Here is an 18,664-nt window from a genome sequence, read left to right as displayed (position 1 = left end):
TCAGGCGAACACGTAGGACGTGGCCGACGCAGGGTCCGGCACGGGGCTGTTCTTCGCGAACGCGATCGCGTCCTCGGTGCGCTCGCTGGCGGCGCTCCTGATCCGCGTGACCGTTTCGTCGTCGAGTACGCCGGCCTCGCGGAGCCGGGTCTCGTAGCGGGGGATCGGGTCGTGGCTCGGCGCGTCCTCCAGGTCGAGCCGATAGCCCTGGGCGTCGCCCTCGAAGTGGCCCCACAACCGCAGCGTGTGCACCTCGATGAGCGAGGGGCCCTCCCCGGCACGGGCGCGGGCGACCGCACGCCTCGCGGCGTCGTACACCCCTTCGACGTCGTTGCCCTCGATCCGCTCGCCGGGGATGCCGTACGCCGCGGCCCGATCGGCGTTCGAGGCCACGGAGGTCGACGCGGTCCGCGGCACCGAGATCCCCCAGTCGTTGTCCTCCACGACGAAGACGACCGGCAACGACCAGCGGGCGGCGAGGTTCAACGACTCGTGGAACGCGCCCTGGTTGGCCGCGCCCTCGCCGGTGACGGCCACGGCGATCCGGTCGGTGCCCTGGCGGTGGAACGCGAAGGCCTGGCCGAGAGCGGGCGGATAGCCCTCGGCGATGATGCCGGAGCAGGAGAAGTGCGTGTCCGGGTCGAACAGGTGCATGTGGCCGCCCCGCCCTCGGCCCAGCCCGTCCTCGCGGCCGAAGATCTCGGCGGTCATCCGCCGCAGGTCCACGCCGTGCGCGACCGCGAAGTGGTGCGGCCGGTGGGTGGCGGTGACGGCATCGTCGGTGGTGAGGTGCGCGCAGACCCCGGCGGCGACGGGCTCCTGACCCGCGGACAGGTGCATCTCGCCCGGGATCAGGCCCTTGCCGATGTCGAAGCCCGGGCCCTTGTCCGCGTGGTACTCGCGCAGGATCGCCTCCTCGTAGGTGCGCGAGAGCACCATCGTCTCGTAGAGGTCGAGCCGCACGGCGGGGTCGAGGCCCGTCCCGCCGCCGGCCTGCTGGGGAGTCGCGGGCTGTGCCGCTGCCTGAGTGGTCATGGTTGTCCTCCGCAGATGGGTGCCTGCTTCGGAACGTAGACCCGCGTCCGCGGGCCAGCCAGGGTCGAAGTTTCAGATGGTGATAGACGGTCCCGGCGTCGACTGCGGGCCGGCATAGGCGATCAGGCGGGCCGCCCGGCGGATCGCGTCGCGACGCTCCATGGCCCGCGGCAGTGCTCGGGTCGGCACCGAGACCGCGACGGCCGCCGCGAACGCGGTCGACGGCACCGGCACCGCCAGGCACGCGGTGCCCACGGCGTACTCCTCGCGGTCGACGGCGAGCTCCGGGGACTCGCGCAGCTCGCGGAGCAGCGCCTGGGTGCTGGTCACGGTGTGCTGGGTGAGGTCGGCCAGGTCGTGGGTCTGGACGTACTCCCGCCGGGCGGGCTCGGGCAGCGTCGAGAGCACGGCCTTGCCCAGAGCCGTGGCGTGGGCGGCGTCGTGGAAGCCGACCCACAGGTCGACCCGCGGGGAGGTGCGGCTGTCGGCGACGTCGGCGAGGCGGATCTCCCCGTCGTCGAGGACCGAGAGGTAGGCCGGCGCGTTCAGCTCGTCGCGCAGGTGCTCGAGGATCCGGTGGGTGTGCGTGGGGCGCAGCGTCGGCGCACCGGCGAGAGTGATCGCGCGGTCGCCCAGCACGTAGCCCTCCGGATCGCGGGCGAGGTAGCCCTCGTGGACCAGGGTCCGCAGCAGGTGGTACGTCGTCGGCAGCGGCATCCGGGCCTGCCGGGCCAGGGCCTTCGCGGTCATCGGGCGCGTGGACGACCCCACGGCGTCGAGCAGGTGGAGTGCTCGGCTCACGGACTGGATCAAGGTGCCTGGCGCGGCCATGGATCCTCCAGCGTGTTGCGGATGGGTCGCCCCACCGGTTCGACCCGACCATTGAACCTCGCCGGCGGCGTTCCCGGGAGGGGCCCCCACCTGCCGGCCGTACGTCGTCACGCACGGCGGCCGAACCCCGTACGGCGTGTCGTGCCCGCCGGTGGGGCACAGTGTGAGCATGACCACGATGCAGGTGCGCCCGCGGACGGCGCCGGGCGGGCTCACGACCGACGAGGTCGAGCTGCTCGGCAAGGAGCTCGACGCGATCCGGCAGGGCGTGCTCGACAGCCGTGGCGCACGGGACGCGGCGTACATCCGCCGGGTCGTCCAGGTGCAGCGGATGCTCGAACTCGGCAGCCGGGCGGTGCTGCTGCGCAGCCGGCGCCCCGCCGCGTGGGTGGTCGGCACCGCCGGGCTCGCGATCGCCAAGATCCTCGACAACATGGAGATCGGGCACAACGTCCTGCACGGTCAGTGGGACTGGATGCGCGACCCCAAGATCCACTCCAGCACCTGGGAGTGGGACCACGTCACCCCCGCGGCTCAGTGGAAGCGCGCCCACAACGAGACCCACCACACCTACACGAACATTCGCGGCTTGGACAACGACCTCGGGTACGGCATCATGCGCGTCGACGAGGCGCAGGAGTGGCAGCCGCGCTACCTCGTGCAGCCCGCGTGGAACTTCGTGACCGCCTGCATCTTCGAGTACGGCATCGCGATGTTCGACCTCGACCTCGGCGACCACCTCCGCGACAAGCGCCAGATGACGCCGGAGAAGAAGGCGGAGGTCAAGGTGGCGCTCGCCAAGGCCGGCCGCCAGCTGACCAAGGACTTCGTGCTGTACCCGGCGCTGTCGGGTCGCGGCTGGCGCTCGACGCTCGCGGCGGATGCGACCGCGAACCTGGTGCGCAACCTGTGGAGCCACTCGGTGATCATGTGCGGGCACTTCCCCGAGGGCGTGCAGACCTTCGAGCAGGCCGAGCTCGACGAGAACGAGACCCGCGGGAGCTGGTACCTGCGCCAGATGCTCGGCTCGGCGAACATCTCCGGCTCGCGGCTGCTGCACCTGATGACCGGCAACCTGTCCCACCAGATCGAGCACCACATCTTCCCCGACCTGCCGAGCAACCGGTACGCCGAGATCGCGCCCCGGGTGCGGGAGGTGTTCGCGAGGTTCGACCTGGCCTACAACGCCCGGCCGATGGTCAAGCAGGTCGCCAGCGCCTGGCACAAGGTGATCCGGCTCTCGCTGCCCAACGGCTGGCTGGCCGAGACCAACCGGCGCAACCTGGTCCCTCAGCTCAGGAGGTTGGCGGTCCGTCCCGCCTGATCGGGGCTCGCGTCCGGCTGGTCCGGCTCGTCGGACTCCGAGGGCCCGTCGGGTGCGTCCTGTGCCGGTTCGCTCGGGTCGGTGGACTCGCTGGGCTCGGGGGACTCGCTGGGCTCGGTCGAGTCGTCCGGCCCGTCCGACTGGCCTCCCGAGTCCTCACCCGGGTCGCCGGAGTCGTCCGGCTGGTCACTGGGCTGGTCATCGGGCTCGTCGCCCGGCTCGTCCTGGCCCTGGTCGTCGCCCGACGGATCGTCGGCCTCGTCCCCGTCGTCGGTTCCCCCGGGGCTGGTGCCGATGCCCGGCAGGCCCGACGTACCGGACGACGGGCCGCCGGTCGGGCCGGAGGGTGCTCCCGCGGGCACCACGGGGGTTGATGTGCCCGCAGGAGCGTCGGTGGGGTCCACCGTGGCGTCCGACCCGTCGGAGGGCGTGCCGGAGGCGGGGGACCGGTCGGACGGCGCCGGAGCCTGCTGCTCCGTCCCGCCGCCCGGCAGGAGGCCCTGGTGGTGGGCGATGCCGATGCCGAGACCGGCGGCGACCGCGGCGCCGGCGCCGATCGCGACCTGGATCCCGAGGCCGAGCCCGGCCATCGCCTGCACCGCACGACGCCACCACGCCGGTCCGGCGACCGGGGCTGGTGCGTGGGTGCCCGGCGCCAGCCAACCCTCGAGCGCGGTCGTCGGCACGGGAGCGGGCGTGGCGGCGAGGGCGGCGCGATGGGCGGCCAGGGCGTCCCCCAGGGGGCGGAGGTCGGCCGCCACGGGCACGTCACCGCCGCGGGCGCGGGCGATGAGTGCCTCCGCCTGGTCGTCGGTCAGGAGCGTGCTCATGAGTTCGCCTTGGTGTCGAAGGTGCTGTGTCGGGTGCCGTTCTCGCCGGCCATGGAGCGGCGCAGGGCGTCGAGGGCCCGGCGTTGGAGGGACTTCACGGTGCCGACCCGCTTGCCCATCACCTGCGCGGTCTGCTCGAGCGAGAGGTCGGTGAGCAGGCGGAGGGTGACGACCTGGCGCTGCTCGGGCGTGAGCCGGTCCAGGTGGGCGGCGAGGTCGTCGGCAGCGGCCCGGTCGAGCACGTCGTCCTCGACGCTCCGCACGGTGCGCCCGTCGTCCTCGGCCGTCCAGGGAGCGACCGGCACCCGCCGGCTCCGGCGTCGCTGCTCGTCCACGACGCGGCGGCGGGCGATCGTGAGGAGGAGCGCCACGAATCCCGCCTCGTCCCCCTCGAAGCGACCGATCCCCTCGAATGCCGCCACGAACACGTCGCTCGTGATCTCCTCTACGTCGGTGGCCCCGCGGACCCGCACGAATGCCGCCACCCGAGTGGCATAGCGCGACCACAGCTCGGCGAAGGCAGCGCCCTCGCCGAGCCGTGCGTCATGCAGCAGGTCCTGGAAGTCCACGGGCCCTCATTGTGAGGGTCCTGGCGCCGGTGGTCGGACCGGCACCGTCCCCCGTGGACGGGTTGCGTCCTCAGACAACCGCGTACCAGACGACCCGGTTGCCCGAAGCCGTCGCGCGGTCGCCGTCGTTGCCGGGCACGCTGCCGTTCTCGCTCCCGTTGTCGCTCCCGTTGTCGTCGTCGTCCTCGCCCTCGTCCGAGGTCGAGCAGTTGTCGTCGGAGACGTCGTCCTCGTCCTCGTCGTCGACGCCGTCGTTGTCGGTGTCCTCGTTGCCGTCATCCACGCCGTTGTCGTCGGAGTCGGCGTCCTCGGGGTCGGTGCCCTGCTCGTTCTCGTCCTCGTCGTCGACGCCGTCGGAGTCGGTGTCCTCGTCGTCGGCGGCGCAGGGCTCCGTGGCGTCGTCCTCGTCCTCGTTGTCGACGCCGTCGTGGTCGGCGTCCTCGTCGCCGTCCGGGGTGCCGTCGTCGTCGGTGTCGGCGTCGCTGGGATCGGTGCTCGCGCTGCCGTCCTTGACCTCGTCGCCGTCGTCGTCGCCGTCGTCGTCGGAGTCCTCGTCTTGAGGGTCGAGGCCCTGGCGGAACTCGCCGATGTTGCGCAACCCGTCCTTGTCGGCGTCGGCCCGACCGTTGGCCTTGTGGGGGTTGAGCTGGTGGGCGATCTCCCACCGGTTCGGCATGCCGTCGCCGTCGCTGTCGCGGGCGCCCTGCGCAACGCTCGGGCTGCCGAGGGCCAACGGGGCGGCGATGGCGGCCAACCCGGCGGCCACAGCCGCCACGCCGCGCCGGTGCTCGAAGAAGGTGGTGCTCACGGTGCTGGTTCCTCCCGTTGGCGCTGCGATTCAGCGCGCTCATCCGGTAGATCGTCCGATCCACCTGCCTGGGATACGGGTTCGGAGGAAAAAATGTTCGGCGCGGTTCAGGACGGCTGGCGTTCGCTGCTCTCCGGCGGGCCACACCGCTGGTCGAGCCCGTCGAGACCCCCGTACCTGCGCAGGGCGGCGACCACGGACAGCCGACTTGTCCACAGGCGCCGGGCCCGTCGCGTCGACGGTCGCCCCGGTGGGCAGACCGGGTGCATGGCCTGGACCTACATCGTCGAGTGCGCCGACGGCTCGCTGTACGTCGGCAGCACCATCGACCTGGACCGTCGGATCAGCCAGCACAACCTCGGGCTCGGTTCGGCGTACACCAGGCTCAAGCGCCGTCCGCCGGTGCGGCTGGCGTGGGCCGTCTTCTACGACCGCGTCGACGACGCCTACGACTTCGAGAAGCAGATCCAAGGCTGGGGGCGTGCGAAGCGGATCGCCCTCATCGAGGGCCGGCTCGACGACCTGCCTGCGCTCGCCCGAAGCCGGTCACGCCGGCGCAAGGACGATGGCTGAGGCCCTGCCTTGGCTTCCGGGGTCTCGACGACGCTCGCTGGCGCTCGCTGCTCGACCAACGGCGCGGCTGCGGTGGTCGAGCTTGTCGAGACCCCTGGACCTGCGCAGGGCCGCGACCATCTTCGCGTAGCCGTCGATGGTCGAGGCCCTGCCTTCACTTCCGGGGTCTCGACGACGCTCGCTGGCGCTCGCTGCTCGACCAACGGCGCGGCTGCGGTGGTCGAGCTTGTCGAGGCCCCTGGACCTGCGCGGGGCGGTGGCCACCTTCGCGTAGCCGTCGATGGTCGAGGCCCTGCCTTCACTTCCGGGGTCTCGACGACGCTCGCTGGCGCTCGCTGCTCGACCAACGGCGCGGCTGCGGTGGTCGAGCTTGTCGAGACCCCTGGACCTGCGCAGGGCGGCGACCACCTTCGAGTAGCCGTCGGTGGCTACGGCCCTGCCTTGGCTTCCGGGGTCTCGACGACGCTCGCTGGGGCTCGCTGCTCGACCAACGGCGCGGCTGCGGTGGTCGAGCTTGTCGAGACCCTGGACCTGCGCAGGGCGGTGGCCACCTTCGGGTAGCCGTCGATGGTCGAGGCCCTGCCTTGGCTTCCGGGGTCTCGACGACGCTCGCTGGCGCTCGCTGCTCGACCAACGGCGCGGCTGCGGTGGTCGAGCTTGTCGAGACCCCTGGACCTGTGCAGGGCGGTGGCCACCTTCGCGTAGCCGTCGATGGTCGAGGCCCTGCCTTGGCTTCCTGGGGTCTCGACGACGCTCGCTGGCGCTCGCTGCTCGACCAACGGCGCGGCTGCGGTGGTCGAGCTTGTCGAGACCCTGGACCTGCGCGGGGCGGCGACCACCTTCGAGTAGCCGTCGATGGTCGAGGCCCTGCCTTCACTTCCGGGGTCTCGACGACGCTCGCTGGCGCTCGCTGCTCGACCAACGGCACCTGCTTGCTGGAGCTCGCTGCTCGACCGGCGGAACCTGCTCGCTGCTCGACCGAGGGTGCGGTCAGTCGGCCTCCCAGTACGGGCCGGAGAAGGACAGGTCGTGGGTGGTGGCGCGGCGGGCGGAGATGCCCCGCTCGGCCTTGCAGGGCGGGGGCGCCGGGCGGAAGCCGCCCTGGTGGCCGACCGGACGTGACCAGTTCTTCCAGATGTTCGAGAAGTTGTTGTTCCACTGCTTCACCAGGTGCGGGCCCTTGGCGCGCAGGATCATCTCGTCGCCGCTGACACCGGAGTGCGTCCAGTTGCTCGACCCGGTGAACACGAGGGACGCGGAGCGGTCCCTGCCATAGCGGCCCGAGATCGTGAAGTACTTCTGGTGGCTGTACATGTCGACCTCGTTGAGCTCGTCGCAGTCGGTGTCGTAGCCGTTCGCGTGGCGGGGCACCCGGCCACGGGGCGTCTGCGCGCCCATCACGTCCTTCATCTTCGCCCCGGCCAGACCCCACATCACCTTGACGTTGCAGCCGTCGGCGTACAGGTGCCGGAGCCGGCGCGCGATCCAGGCGCCGCGGTCACCGTTCCAGGAGTGCATCGAGACCCGGATCTTGGTGCGCCCATTGGTGCCGGTGCCACCCTTGGCGCCGCGGCACCGGACCGGGCGCAGGATGTCCATCACCGGGTCGTTGTCCGCGGCGGTACGGGGGTGCGGCATCACCCAGAGCTGGTAGTCGCGCAGGACCTTGTGCCAGTAGAGCGGCTTGGCCGTCCGATCCTTCTTCAGCTGCCGGAACAGGGTCAGGACGACGTCGTACAGCTTGGGGGCGTCCTTCTTCACCAGCAGGTCGTTGAACTGGTGGACGGCGGCGTTCTTCGTCAGGTTCGCCGAGCCGGTCATCACCACGTTCCTGGCGCCGCCGGTGTGTTCGAAGAGGTAGATCTTGTCGTGCAGCACGCCCTGCTGGCTGCGGCATCCGGTCTTGCAGGTGTAGTCCCAGCTCTTCCTGCTCCGCTTGGTGCCCAGCGCGCGCTTGAGCATCTTCATGGCCTTCGTGTACGCGTGGTCGTTGTGCAGGACCTGCACGTGCACGCCGCGCTTGTGCGCCTCGATCAGCCGCTTCGCGACGTTGACCCGGTCGAAGGAGTAGACCGCGATCCGGATGTAGGAGGCCTTGTGGGCGTGGTTGATCGCGGCGACGATCTGCCGCTCGATGCGGAACTTGGCCTCCCGGTCCCGCCACGGGTTGTTGAAGTGGCCCCCGGTCGGTGGCTCCCAGCGCTTCCGGCTCGCCGCCTCGGCCGGCCCCGTGGGGCTGGTCGCCAACATCGTCGCCACCAGGACGAGCGCGCCCAGCACACCCGTGATCCTCAACCGCACGCTCGCACCCTTCGTTCGCGGTCGGCCCGCGCCCGGACGGGGGGAGCCTCGAACGTCGGCGAGGATAACAAGGCGTCCCAGGGGTACTGCCCGGCGTGACCGCCGACCTCGTGTACGTCGTCGCCGGGGGCAGCCTCCTGCTCGCCATCGTGTTGCCGGAGCTGCTCGACCGGTGGGCGGTGTCCGCGCCGATGGTGCTGGTCGCGGTCGGGATCGGCATCGGGTTCACTCCGCTGCCCGACGGGATGCCGTTGGATCCGCAGGCCAACCGGGCCACGATCGAGCACGTCACCGAGCTCGCGGTGCTGGTCGCGCTGATGGGCGTCGGGCTGGCCCTCGACCGGCCGTTGCGGCCGCGCAGCAGCGCCTCCTGGGCCCGGTGGAGCACGACCTGGCGGCTGCTCGGCATCACGATGCCGCTGTGCATCGGCGCCGTGGCCCTGCTCGCCTGGGGAGCCGGGGTCGCGCCGGCGGCGGCCCTGCTGCTCGGGGCGGCGCTCGCGCCGACGGACCCGGTGCTCGCGTCCGACGTCCAGGTCGCCGGCCCGCAGACCGGTGACCACGAGATCGACGAGTCCGACGAGCTGCGCTTCACCCTCACCTCCGAGGCCGGGCTCAACGACGGGCTCGCGTTCCCGTTCGTGTACGCCGCGATCCTGCTCGCGACCGAGGGCGCGGTCTCGGGGTGGGCGCTGGAGTGGGTCGGCTTCTACCTGGTCGGGAAGGTCGTGATCGGCGTCGTCGCGGGCATCGCGGTCGGACGGGTGCTGGCCTGGGTCGCGTTCCGCTCCGCGAGCCGGTCGCTGCGGGTGGCCGAGCGCGGGGAGTCGCTGCTGGCGCTCGCGGCCCTGGTGTCGGCGTACGGTGTCGGCGAGGTCGTCGGCGGCTACGGCTTCCTCTCGGTGTTCGTCTGCGCGATGACGTTCCGGTCGGCGGAGCGCGCCCACGACTACCACGCGGCGATGCACGAGGTCGCCGAGCGGCTCGAGCGACTGCTCACGCTGTTCGTGCTGCTGGTGCTCGGCATCGCGCTCAGCCGCGGGCTGCTGGGCGGGCTCGACTGGCGCGGCGTCGTCCTCGGCCTCGGTCTGTTGCTCGTGATCCGCCCGCTCGCGGGGCTGGTCGCGCTCGCGCCGTTCGCCCGACGGGAGCGCCCACCGTTGACCCGGGGCCAGCGGTGGGCGGCGGCGTTCTTCGGCGTCCGCGGCGTCGGCTCGATCTACTACTTGGCCTACGCCGCCGGACACGCCGCGGAGCTGGGCACGGACTGGTTGTGGTCCACGGTCTCGTTCACGGTCGTCGCCTCGGTGCTCCTGCACGGCGTGCTCGCCTCACCGGTGCTGCGCCGCGTCGGTGATCCTGCGAGCAGGTGACCTTGGACCCTGCACCGGGCCGGAGGAGCGGACGCAGGGTGAGCCATGGGCCGCGCACGGCGTACGACGGTGGCGGGCCTGGCGCTCGTCGTGAACCTCGCGGTGGGCATGACCCTCGCCCCGGGAGTCGCCCCCGCCACCGGCAGCACCCGGGCACCCGCGCTCGACGTCACCCTGTCGGCGCCGGGCGCCCGGGGCAGCTGGGAGGTCTCGCTCGTCGCGCCCGGCACGTACCGGCTGACCTGGCGCTCGCCGACGGACCTGCCGATCACCTCGGCACGCCCGGAGTTCCGGCTCGCCGGCGTGTTGCTGCCGGCCCCGTCGCTCGAGGCCGACGGCCGCACCCTGAGCCTGGTCGTCACCGCCGACACCGAGCCGCAGGTGGCCGACCTCGAGGTCAGCCTGTCCGGCCGGGTCCTGGACCGGCCCCGCGCCGCGCGCCCCAGCCCCGCGTCGTACGCCGAGCCGCGGGCGGGCGATCCGCTGCCGGTCGATCCGGGGGTCCGCGGGCCGTACGCGGTCACGAGCTCCGACTACGAGCTGTCCGACCTGGTCGTCCCCGAGCTCGACGCCCCGGTCGAGCGGATCGGCCACGTGGTGCTGCCGGTGCTGCCCGAGACGGCGGGCCCGGCGCCGCTGGTGCTGTTCCTGCACGGCCGCCACGACTACTGCTACGGCCACCCCGACGACCCCCGGCCCGGGCCGGACTGGCCGTGCCCGGCGGGGACCCGGCCGGTCCCGAGCCAGCTCGGCTACCGCTACGTCCAGCGGCTGCTGGCCAGCCAGGGCTACGCCACCGTGTCGATCGCGGCCAACGGCATCAACGCCCAGGACTGGGTCGCCCGCGACGGCGGCGCCGACGCGCGCGCCCGGCTGGTCCGCTCGCACCTGGAGCAGTGGGCGGCGTGGGCCGCCGACGGCACCTACGACGTGGACCCGAGCCGGGTCGTCCTGGTCGGCCACTCCCGCGGCGGGGAGGGCGTCGACCTGGCGAGCCTGACCACGCCGCTGGAGGCGCCGTACCGCATCGTCGGGCAGGTGCTGCTCGCGCCCACCGACTTCGCCCGGGCGGTCGCGGCCTACGTGCCGACCGTCGTGATGCTGCCCTACTGCGACGGCGACGTGTTCGACCTGCAGGGGCAGGCCTACACCGACCGCGCCCGGGACCTGGCCGCCGACGACACCGCGCTGCGCAGCTCGGTGCTGGTGATGGGCGCCAACCACAACTTCTTCAACACCGAGTGGACGCCGGGGCTCTCGGCGGCACCGTCGTGGGACGACGGCGACCTCGGTGGCGCGTGCCGGCCGGGCAGCGAGACCCGGCTGACCGCGGCCGAGCAGCGTGCGGTCGGGCGTACCTGGATCGCGGGGGCGGTCGCGTTCATGGCGGCCGGTGACCGGAGCGTGCTACCGATGTTCGACGGCAGCGACGTCGAGGTCGCCTCGGCCGGCGGCGCCGACGTGCGGACCCAGGCGCTCGGGCTGGGGCGCTCCCTGCGCCGACCCGGCGTGGACGCGGCCGCGGTCTCCGAGGTGCCGCGCGCGTCGCGGATCTGCGTGGGCAAGACCGGGCGCGACGAGCGGCTGTGCACCACGCAGAGCGACTCGGTCGCCCCGCACTGGGTCGCGCAGGGTGCCTGGAGCCGCCGCGTCCCGACCTCGCCGGCGTGGCAGGTGACCTGGCGCCGGACCGGCGCGAGTGGCGGCCTCCTCCTCGACCGGCCCTGGGACCTCAGCGAGGCCACCCGGCTCGACCTGCGCACCGTGGTCGCGCCCGAGCCGGGCCGGGTGCGGCTCGCCGTGCGCCTGCACGACGGCAGCGGGGCCACCGCGCTGCTCACGCCCGAGGCCGACGGCGTGCTGCGCCGCCTCCCGGGCCAGGTCTGGTGGACCAAGCTTCTCGCCCAGACCCTCCGGGTGCCTCTGGCGGGCGCGAGCGGCATCGACCTCAGCGACGTACGCCGCGTCGACCTGGTCGGGCGTAGCGACGCCGGCCAGGTGTGGGTGCTGGACCTCGCGGCCGTCTCCGAGGAGATCGCTCCGGTGCCCGAGAAGCGGCTGCCGCTGGTGCTCTTCCGCGACGTCAGGGTCCCCGAGGGTGACGCCGACGGGACGACCACGGCCGGCCTGTCCTTCGAGGTGGTCGGTGACCTCACGTCGCCGGCCCGGTTCACCTTCGTGGTGCTCGACCCGCGCAACTACCGTGCACCCCAGTCGGCCGCCGTCCGGGTGCCTGCGGGTACGACGCGCGGTTCGGTCGACGTCGCCTACGCAGCGGATCGCCGCGACGACCTCTACCGCAACCCGATCGTGCTCAACGTGTTCGGCGCCACCGGCGTGATGCCGGGACGGTTCACCCCGGTGCTGACCGTCCTCGACGACGACCCCGCGCCGACGGTGACGATCCGGGCGGCGCGGGCGCGCATCGTCGAGGGCGCCCTGGCACGCTGGGTCGTCGAGCGCTCCGAGCCCGCCGACTACTACACCGGCATCCGGGCCCGGGTCGTCGACGACCGGAGCCCGGACCAGCTGAGCGTGGACGACCTGCCGTCCGGCTGGCTGCGCCACCACGTGGCCGTCGTACCGCCGGCCGGGACCCCGCTGCACGAGGTCGACCTGCGCTTCTTCGGGCTGATCGAGCCGGGTGAGACCGCGGACCGCTTCGCGATCCCGGTCCGTCGCGACGGGCTGGACGAGGGCGCGGAGACCGTGATCCTGCGGATCCGGGTGCAGAAGGCCGGCGACCCGGTGGTGCGGACCGTGACCGTCGGGGACGGGTGATGCCCGGGCCGGGCCCGCGGGGCTGGACAGGAGTGGGCAGGATGGGCACGTGCGTGCTCTCGTGAAGACGACCGCCGGACCCGGGCTCGAGCTCATCGACGTGCCCGAGCCGGCCTGTGGTGACCGCGACGTGAAGATCCGGGTGCTGAGAGCGGGCCTCTGCGGCACCGACCTGCACCTGCTGTCCTGGGACGACTGGGCGGCCGCGACGGTGCAGGCGCCGATGACGATCGGCCACGAGTTCTTCGGGGAGGTCGTCGAGGTCGGCGCGGACGTCGACCACGTCTCGGTCGGCGACCGGGTCTCCGGCGAGGGACACATCGTGTGCGGGGCCTGCCGCAACTGCCGGGCCGGGCGGCGCCAGCTGTGCATCAACACCGTCGGCGTCGGGGTCAACCGGGACGGCGCGTTCGCCGACTACGTCGTCATCCCGGCGGCCAACGCCTGGGTCCAGCCGGCCGACCTCGACCCGGACCTGGGTGCGCTGTTCGACCCGCTCGGCAACGCCACCCACACCGCCCTCCAGTGGCCGGTGGTGGGGGAGGACGTCGTCATTACGGGGGCCGGCCCGATCGGGATCATGGCGACCGCGATCGTGCGGCACGCGGGCGCCCGGCGGATCGCGGTCACCGACCTCAGCCCCGAGCGGCTGGAGCTGGCGGCAAGCGCGGGCGCCGACCTCACCGTCGACGTCTCCCAGGGCCAGGACCTGGCCTGGGCACAGCGGCAGCTCGGCATGCTCGAGGGCTTCGACATCGGCCTGGAGATGTCGGGTGCTCCCGACGCCGTGCGCGACATGCTCGAGAACCTCAACCACGGGGCCCGGGTCGCGATGCTGGGCCTGCCGCGGTCGGCGTACGAGATCGACTGGGGCAAGGTGATCACGCACATGATCACGCTGCGCGGGATCTATGGCCGCGAGATGTTCGAGACGTGGTACCTGATGGGCTCGATGCTGGCGACCACGCCGGCGCTGCGGGACGCCGTACAGTCCGTGATCACGTGGCGTGGCCCGGCGGAGGACTGGGAGGAAGCCTTCGAGCACACCCGGTCCGGCACCGCCGGCAAGGCCGTCCTGGATTGGAGCTGAGATGTACGGCGACGTGAAGCAGCAGCTGGCCCAGACCCTTGCGGAGATCGAGAGCGCGGGGCTCTACAAGCGCGAGCGCGAGATCACCACGCCACAGGCGGCGCACATCGCGACCACCGCGGGCGAGGCGCTGAACTTCTGCGCGAACAACTACCTCGGGTTCTCCGACCACCCCGACGTGATCGCGGCCAGCAAGGCGGCGCTGGACACCTGGGGCTTCGGGATGAGCTCGGTGCGGTTCATCTGCGGCACCCAGACCCAGCACACGGAGCTGGAGCGGCGGCTCTCGGAGTTCCTGCACACCGAGGCGACGATCCTCTACAGCTCCTGCTTCGACGCCAACGGCGGCGTCTTCGAGGTGCTGTGCGGTGAGGAGGACGCGATCGTCTCCGACGAGCTCAACCACGCCTCGATCATCGACGGCATCCGGCTGAGCAAGGCGGCGCGGTATCGCTACAAGAACGCCGACCTGGCCGATCTGCGCGACCAGCTGGTCGCGGCCCGCGAAGCCGGCGCACGGCGGGTGCTGATCGCGACCGACGGCGTGTTCTCGATGGACGGCAGCTTCGCGCCGCTGTCGGAGATCTGCGACCTGGCCGACGAGTTCTCCGCCCTCGTGCTGGTCGACGACTCCCACGCCGTGGGGTTCGTGGGTCCTGGCGGGCGCGGCACGCCGGAGCTGTTCGGGGTGCTGGACCGGGTCGACATCATCACCGGCACCCTGGGCAAGGCGCTCGGCGGTGCGTCGGGCGGCTACGTCGCCTCCCACCAGGAGATCGTGGACCTGCTGCGGCAGCGCTCGCGGCCCTACCTGTTCTCGAACTCGGTCGCACCCGGCGTCGTCGCCGGTTCGCTCGCGGCCCTGGACCTGGTGACCTCCTCGAGCGAGGCGCGCGACACCCTTGAGGAGAACAGCGCGCTGTTCCGGTCGCTGATGACCGAGGCCGGCTTCTCGCTGCTGCCCGGCACGCACCCGATCACGCCGGTGATGTTCCCCGGCGAGGACGGCGCCCGGCTCGCCACCGCCATCGCGGACGACATGCTCGCCCAGGGTGTCTACGTGATCGCGTTCTCGTTCCCGGTGGTGCCGCGGGGCAAGGCCCGGATCCGGGTCCAGCTCTCGGCCGCGCACTCGGAGGATGACGTCCGCCGCTGCGTGGCGGCGTTCGTCGCGGCCCGGGACGCCCAGGCCTGAAGCCGCCCAGGCCTGAAGCCGCCGAGGCTCAGCTCAGTCCGCTTCCCAGTGCTCGCCGGAGAAGGCGAGCCCGCGGTGCGGCCGGGTGGTGCGGTAGTAGTACGGGCAGGACGGGGCGCCCGGCCGGAACCCGCGCTCGCCGCCGACCTGCCGGGCCCGGTGCCGCCAGATGAAGTCGAAGTTGTGGTTCCACTGCCGGACCAGGCGCAGCCCGTGCGCGCGCAGGATCATCTCGTCGCCGCTGAGCCCCTGGGCGGTCCAGTTGCTCGAGCCGGTGAAGACGTACGACGCGCGCCGGTCCCTGCCGTAGCGCCCCGAGATCGTCAGGTACTTCTGGTGGCTGTACATGTCCACCTCCTGCAGCACGTCGCAGTCGGTGTTGTAGCCGTCGGCCCGGCGCGGAACCTCGCCCCGCGGGGTCGGCGCCCCGATCGCCTGCTTCATCTCGGCACCCGCGAGTGACCACATCACCTTCACGTTGCACCCGCGCGCGTACAGGCGGCGCAGCTTGTCGGCGATCCAGGTGCCGCGGTCGCCGTTCCACGAGTGCATCGAGACCCGGATCTTGGTGCGCCCGTCGACACCGGTGTTCCCGCGGGCCCCGCGGCAGCGCACCTGGCGCAGGACCTGCATGACCGGGTCGTTCGCCGCAGTCGTGCGCGGGTGCGGCAGCACCCACAGCCGGTAGTGCTTGAGCACCTTGTGCTCGAAGAGCGGCTGGGCGGTCCGGTCGCGGCGCAGCTCCCAGAAGAGCCGCAGCAGCACGTGGTGCAGGCGCGGCGCGTTGCGCTGGACCAGCAGGTCGTTGAACTGGTGGGCGGTGGCGTTCAGGGTGAGGTTCGCCGAGCCGGTCATCACCACGTTCTCGGCGGCGCCGGTGCGGTCGAAGAGGTAGATCTTGTCGTGCAGCACGCCCTGCTCGCTGCGGCAGCCGGTCGTGCAGATGTGGTCCCAGCTCCGCCGCCCCCGGTCGGTGCCGAGCTCCGTGCGCAGCATCCGCATCGCGGCGGTGACCTGGTGGTCGTTGTGCAGCACCTGCACGTGCACGCCGCGGCGGTGCGCGTCGATGAGCGCCCGGGCGACGTTGACCCGGTCGAAGGAGTAGACGGCGATCCGGATGTAGGAGCCCTTCCGGGCGTGCCGGATGGCCGCCACGATCTGCCGCTCGATGCGGAACTTGTCGGCGCGCTCGCCCCACGGGTTGTTGAAGAAGCCGCCCTCGGCCGGCCGCCAGGACGTCGCGTGGTGGTGGCGGTGCTGGTGCTTCCTGTCGGCGCTGCTCGCGGTCACCGCCGGGGCGGAGATGGCCAGCGACACGAGCAGCGCGAGGGCGCAGCCGAGCACCACGATCGTCCTGCGCACGGCACCAGAGCGTACCTCTGGCCCCACTGGCCACAGTGGCACCACGCGGGTGGCACGCCGGGGGCACCACGCGGGGGACAGGCGCGTGGTGCCCCGTGCGGTCAGCGCAGCGTGATCAGCCGTGCGTCGCGGGCGCCGCCGGGACCGGTCACCACCAGGCGGGCCCGGTGGATCCGGTCGCCGCGCAACGCCGCGCGGGCGGCCTTGGTCACGGCCAGGCGGACGGTGGGCTGGGCCTTCCGGACGACCGCCTTCCCTTGGGCCAGCACGGTGCCGCGGCGCACGGGCGCGCCCGCGACCCGGTGGGTGGCGATCAGCTTCAGCGAGACGTGGCGGCGTACCTCGGTCGCGACCCGGACCTGGACGCTGGTCCGGCCGGCGTTGACCCAGCCCGAGCCGCCGGCCGAGACGCCCGTCGCGCTGACCGTGATCGTGGCGGTCGAGGTGTCGTCGAAGGTCGCGGAGTCCGGGCTGCTGGTCGCCACGGTGGCGGTGTTCTCCACCTGACGGCTCTCCTCCTCGGCCGGGCTGGTACGCACGTCGACGCAGAGCAGTCCGTAGTCCACGGTCAGCGACCCGGCGGACGGGTTGTAGAACCGGAACACCCGCGTCACCGGCTGCGGGTCGTTGCCGAGCGGCAGGGTGCCGTGCGGGTCGACCCAGGCGACGATCCCCTTGGCGCCGTCGCGGCAGGTGAGGCTCCGCTCGACCAGGGCGCCCGGCGCGACGTCCACGTGGCCGGAGAGCTCGGAGGTGAGCAGCTCGTGGGTGTGGCCGCGCGCCACGCCGAGCGTGGTCCGCAGGCACCGCGCGGTCAGCGTGACCAGGGCGTCGTCGTCGATGTCCCCCACGAACCGTCGGCCGTCGGAGATCGGGCGGCTGGCGACCACGCCGTCGCCCTCGAGGAAGGCGAAGCCGGGTGCGATCGCGACCGCGCCGGGTCCGCAGGACAGGTCGACGCTGTGCGGACCGGCCGCCCACGCCTGGGTCGTGCTCAGCACGTCGGAGACCACCAGCGGGTGCGAGTGGTCCTCGCCGGAGACGGTCCGCTCGCTCATGCAGACGACGTTGACCTTGGCCTGGACCTGGCCGGTGGTGCCGTTGCGCAGCGTCCCGGTCCAGCCCCGGCCGTCGGCCGTGGTGGCCGAGGCCAGCACGTCGACGTCGGGCCAGGTCCCGGCGTTCTGGTCGATATGATCGATCCGGACGCTGCCGTCGGTCGCGAGGTACCCGGTCGGGCACGAGGTGGTGGCGGTGGCGGTCTGGCCGGCGAACGCCGACAGGTGGCTCTCGATCTTCGTGACGTCGAAGAGGTGGTCGTGGGTGGTGACGGTGCTCGGCAGCAGGCTGACCCGCACGGTCACGGTGACCGACCGCTGCCCTCCGGCGGCGAGGTCGCCGAGGGCGCAGGTGACGGTCGGGGCGGCGTAGGTGCAGCCGGCACCGGCCGAGACGAAGCTGGCGCCGGCGGGCAGCACGTCGGTGATGACGACGTCCTCGGCGGCGCCGGGGCCGCTGTTCACGGCGCGCAGGGTGTAGGTGACCAGGTCACCCGGCGCGGCGAGGCTGACGTCCGCGGTCTTGACGACCGCCAGGCCGGCGGGCTCCGGCTCGCCGGGTCCCGTGGGGATCGCCGCGTCGTCGGAGTCGGACACGTCCGGGCCGGACGGCGGGGTCCCGGTCGCGGTGGCGAGGTTCCACACCCGGCCGGCGGCCACGTCCGCCGAGGTGACGACGTACGTCGGGGTCGGCAGGAGCGGGCAGGTCGTCGACTCACCCGGCGCGAGGGTCGCGACGCAGGGTGCGGCGGCCAGCCCGAGCAGGTCATCGGTGAGCGTGACGTCCTCGAGCGTCGTGTCGCCGACGTTGGTGACCACGAAGCCGTAGGTCAGCTGCTCGCCGAACGAGCCGACGGTGTCGGCGTCGGCGGAGTCCGTGACGCTCTTCTCGACGTGGATCCCGGGCCCGTCCGGCACGACGGGTTCGCAGCCCTCGACCCAGAAGACCTTCGACTTCTTGTCCGCACCCTGCGATCCGGGCGTGTGGATGGTCAGCTTGACGTGGTAACCCTGCAGCGGTTGCGGCTCGCCGTAGAACGCGAGCGTGTAGGTCTCGCGGCCGTCCAGGCCGGTGCCGGTGCCGGCGCCGCTCGCCGGGTCGCCACCTACGAAGACCGCGGCGGGACCGGTGACGTCGAGGACGACGTCGTCGGTCGGGGCCTGCATCTCGAACGTGACGGTCGAGATGATGTCGGATCCCTGGTCGAAGCCGTACCACTCGACCTCGAACTCGCAGCCGACGTGCGGGTCGTTGTCCGGCGTCCCGTCGAGCTCGCCGTGCTCGGCGATCTTGACCGTCCCGTTGTTGCCCGGCGGATCGCCTGCGGCCCGGGCGGGCCCGGCCAGTGGCGTCCCCGGGACGACGACGAGCGCGAGCGCGACGAGCAGGCCGAGCAGCCCGCTCAGGACGACGTGCGTGCGGTTGGCAATACGACCAGACGTGACCACGGCTGGACCCCCCTCGTTCCATCGGTGGCGACGGGACGAGGCGTCCTGCTGGTGGTTCGTCACGACCCCCGACGCGCGTGTGGCG

15 protein-coding genes are annotated in these 18,664 nt (G+C 72.5%); 7 read left to right on the top strand and 8 right to left on the bottom strand.

Features of this window, described 5'->3' with window-relative positions; genetic code table 11:
- Positions 1 to 1,035, bottom strand: a complete 1,035-nt coding sequence (locus NOCA_RS20535; RefSeq protein ID WP_011757200.1) for a thiamine pyrophosphate-dependent dehydrogenase E1 component subunit alpha — start codon at positions 1,033 to 1,035, stop codon at positions 1 to 3.
- A 72-nt stretch (positions 1,036 to 1,107) separates the two neighbouring features.
- Entirely contained in the window at positions 1,108 to 1,836 is a 729-nt protein-coding gene (locus tag NOCA_RS20530; RefSeq protein WP_238383374.1) for an IclR family transcriptional regulator, read from the bottom strand.
- A gap of 199 nt (positions 1,837 to 2,035) precedes the next feature.
- Between NOCA_RS20530 and NOCA_RS20525 the strand changes: the two genes are divergently transcribed.
- A complete protein-coding gene (locus NOCA_RS20525) occupies positions 2,036 to 3,190 on the top strand; it encodes a fatty acid desaturase family protein (protein ID WP_011757198.1) in 1,155 nt (384 codons plus the stop codon).
- Here the strand turns inward: NOCA_RS20525 and NOCA_RS20520 are convergent.
- From NOCA_RS20520 to NOCA_RS20510, 3 genes are all read right to left on the bottom strand, one after another.
- Positions 3,157 to 4,020: a hypothetical protein gene (locus NOCA_RS20520; protein ID WP_011757197.1), complete on the bottom strand. Its 864-nt coding sequence runs from the start codon at positions 4,018 to 4,020 to the stop codon at positions 3,157 to 3,159. The genes NOCA_RS20525 and NOCA_RS20520 overlap by 34 nt on opposite strands.
- Positions 4,017 to 4,589, bottom strand: a complete 573-nt coding sequence (locus NOCA_RS20515) for an RNA polymerase sigma factor (protein ID WP_011757196.1) — start codon at positions 4,587 to 4,589, stop codon at positions 4,017 to 4,019. Before NOCA_RS20515 ends, NOCA_RS20520 begins: the two co-directional genes overlap by 4 nt.
- A 70-nt stretch (positions 4,590 to 4,659) precedes the next feature.
- Entirely contained in the window at positions 4,660 to 5,397 is a 738-nt protein-coding gene (locus NOCA_RS20510; RefSeq protein WP_011757195.1) for a hypothetical protein, read from the bottom strand.
- Between the two features lie 267 nt (positions 5,398 to 5,664).
- Between NOCA_RS20510 and NOCA_RS20505 the strand changes: the two genes are divergently transcribed.
- Together NOCA_RS20505 and NOCA_RS27660 are read left to right on the top strand one after the other, a co-directional pair.
- Positions 5,665 to 5,970 carry a GIY-YIG nuclease family protein gene (locus tag NOCA_RS20505; protein WP_011757194.1) on the top strand — a complete coding sequence of 102 codons (306 nt, stop codon included), beginning with the start codon at positions 5,665 to 5,667 and terminating at the stop codon, positions 5,968 to 5,970.
- A gap of 711 nt (positions 5,971 to 6,681) precedes the next feature.
- Positions 6,682 to 6,819 (top strand): hypothetical protein, encoded by a 138-nt coding sequence (locus NOCA_RS27660; RefSeq protein ID WP_158305689.1) that lies wholly within the window; start codon positions 6,682 to 6,684, stop codon positions 6,817 to 6,819.
- A 141-nt stretch (positions 6,820 to 6,960) separates the two neighbouring features.
- On the opposite strand, the gene NOCA_RS20495 is transcribed toward NOCA_RS27660, so the two are convergent.
- Positions 6,961 to 8,271: a phospholipase D-like domain-containing protein gene (locus tag NOCA_RS20495; RefSeq protein ID WP_011757191.1), complete on the bottom strand. Its 1,311-nt coding sequence runs from the start codon at positions 8,269 to 8,271 to the stop codon at positions 6,961 to 6,963.
- Positions 8,272 to 8,366: 95 nt separating this feature from the next.
- Between NOCA_RS20495 and NOCA_RS20490 the strand changes: the two genes are divergently transcribed.
- From NOCA_RS20490 to NOCA_RS20475, 4 genes are read left to right on the top strand one after another with little or no spacing between them, the layout of a single operon-like run.
- Positions 8,367 to 9,644 carry a cation:proton antiporter domain-containing protein gene (locus NOCA_RS20490; protein WP_011757190.1) on the top strand — a complete coding sequence of 426 codons (1,278 nt, stop codon included), beginning with the start codon at positions 8,367 to 8,369 and terminating at the stop codon, positions 9,642 to 9,644.
- Positions 9,645 to 9,689: 45 nt separating this feature from the next.
- Positions 9,690 to 12,425: a secreted protein gene (locus tag NOCA_RS20485; protein WP_011757189.1), complete on the top strand. Its 2,736-nt coding sequence runs from the start codon at positions 9,690 to 9,692 to the stop codon at positions 12,423 to 12,425.
- A 49-nt stretch (positions 12,426 to 12,474) separates the two neighbouring features.
- Positions 12,475 to 13,515 carry an L-threonine 3-dehydrogenase gene (gene tdh / locus NOCA_RS20480; protein ID WP_011757188.1) on the top strand — a complete coding sequence of 347 codons (1,041 nt, stop codon included), beginning with the start codon at positions 12,475 to 12,477 and terminating at the stop codon, positions 13,513 to 13,515.
- A gap of 1 nt (position 13,516) precedes the next feature.
- A complete protein-coding gene (locus tag NOCA_RS20475; RefSeq protein ID WP_011757187.1) occupies positions 13,517 to 14,710 on the top strand; it encodes a glycine C-acetyltransferase in 1,194 nt (397 codons plus the stop codon).
- A 33-nt stretch (positions 14,711 to 14,743) separates the two neighbouring features.
- On the opposite strand, the gene NOCA_RS20470 is transcribed toward NOCA_RS20475, so the two are convergent.
- Together NOCA_RS20470 and NOCA_RS26075 are read right to left on the bottom strand one after the other, a co-directional pair.
- A complete protein-coding gene (locus NOCA_RS20470) occupies positions 14,744 to 16,072 on the bottom strand; it encodes a phospholipase D-like domain-containing protein (protein WP_041546737.1) in 1,329 nt (442 codons plus the stop codon).
- Between the two features lie 101 nt (positions 16,073 to 16,173).
- Positions 16,174 to 18,579, bottom strand: a complete 2,406-nt coding sequence (locus NOCA_RS26075) for a DUF7507 domain-containing protein (protein WP_011757185.1) — start codon at positions 18,577 to 18,579, stop codon at positions 16,174 to 16,176.
- Positions 18,580 to 18,664 lie beyond the last annotated feature (85 nt).

This window comes from Nocardioides sp. JS614 (assembly GCF_000015265.1).
Classification (GTDB): domain Bacteria; phylum Actinomycetota; class Actinomycetes; order Propionibacteriales; family Nocardioidaceae; genus Nocardioides.
Note: the sequence above shows the minus strand (reverse complement) of the source record. Positions and strands in the feature narration are given on the sequence as shown.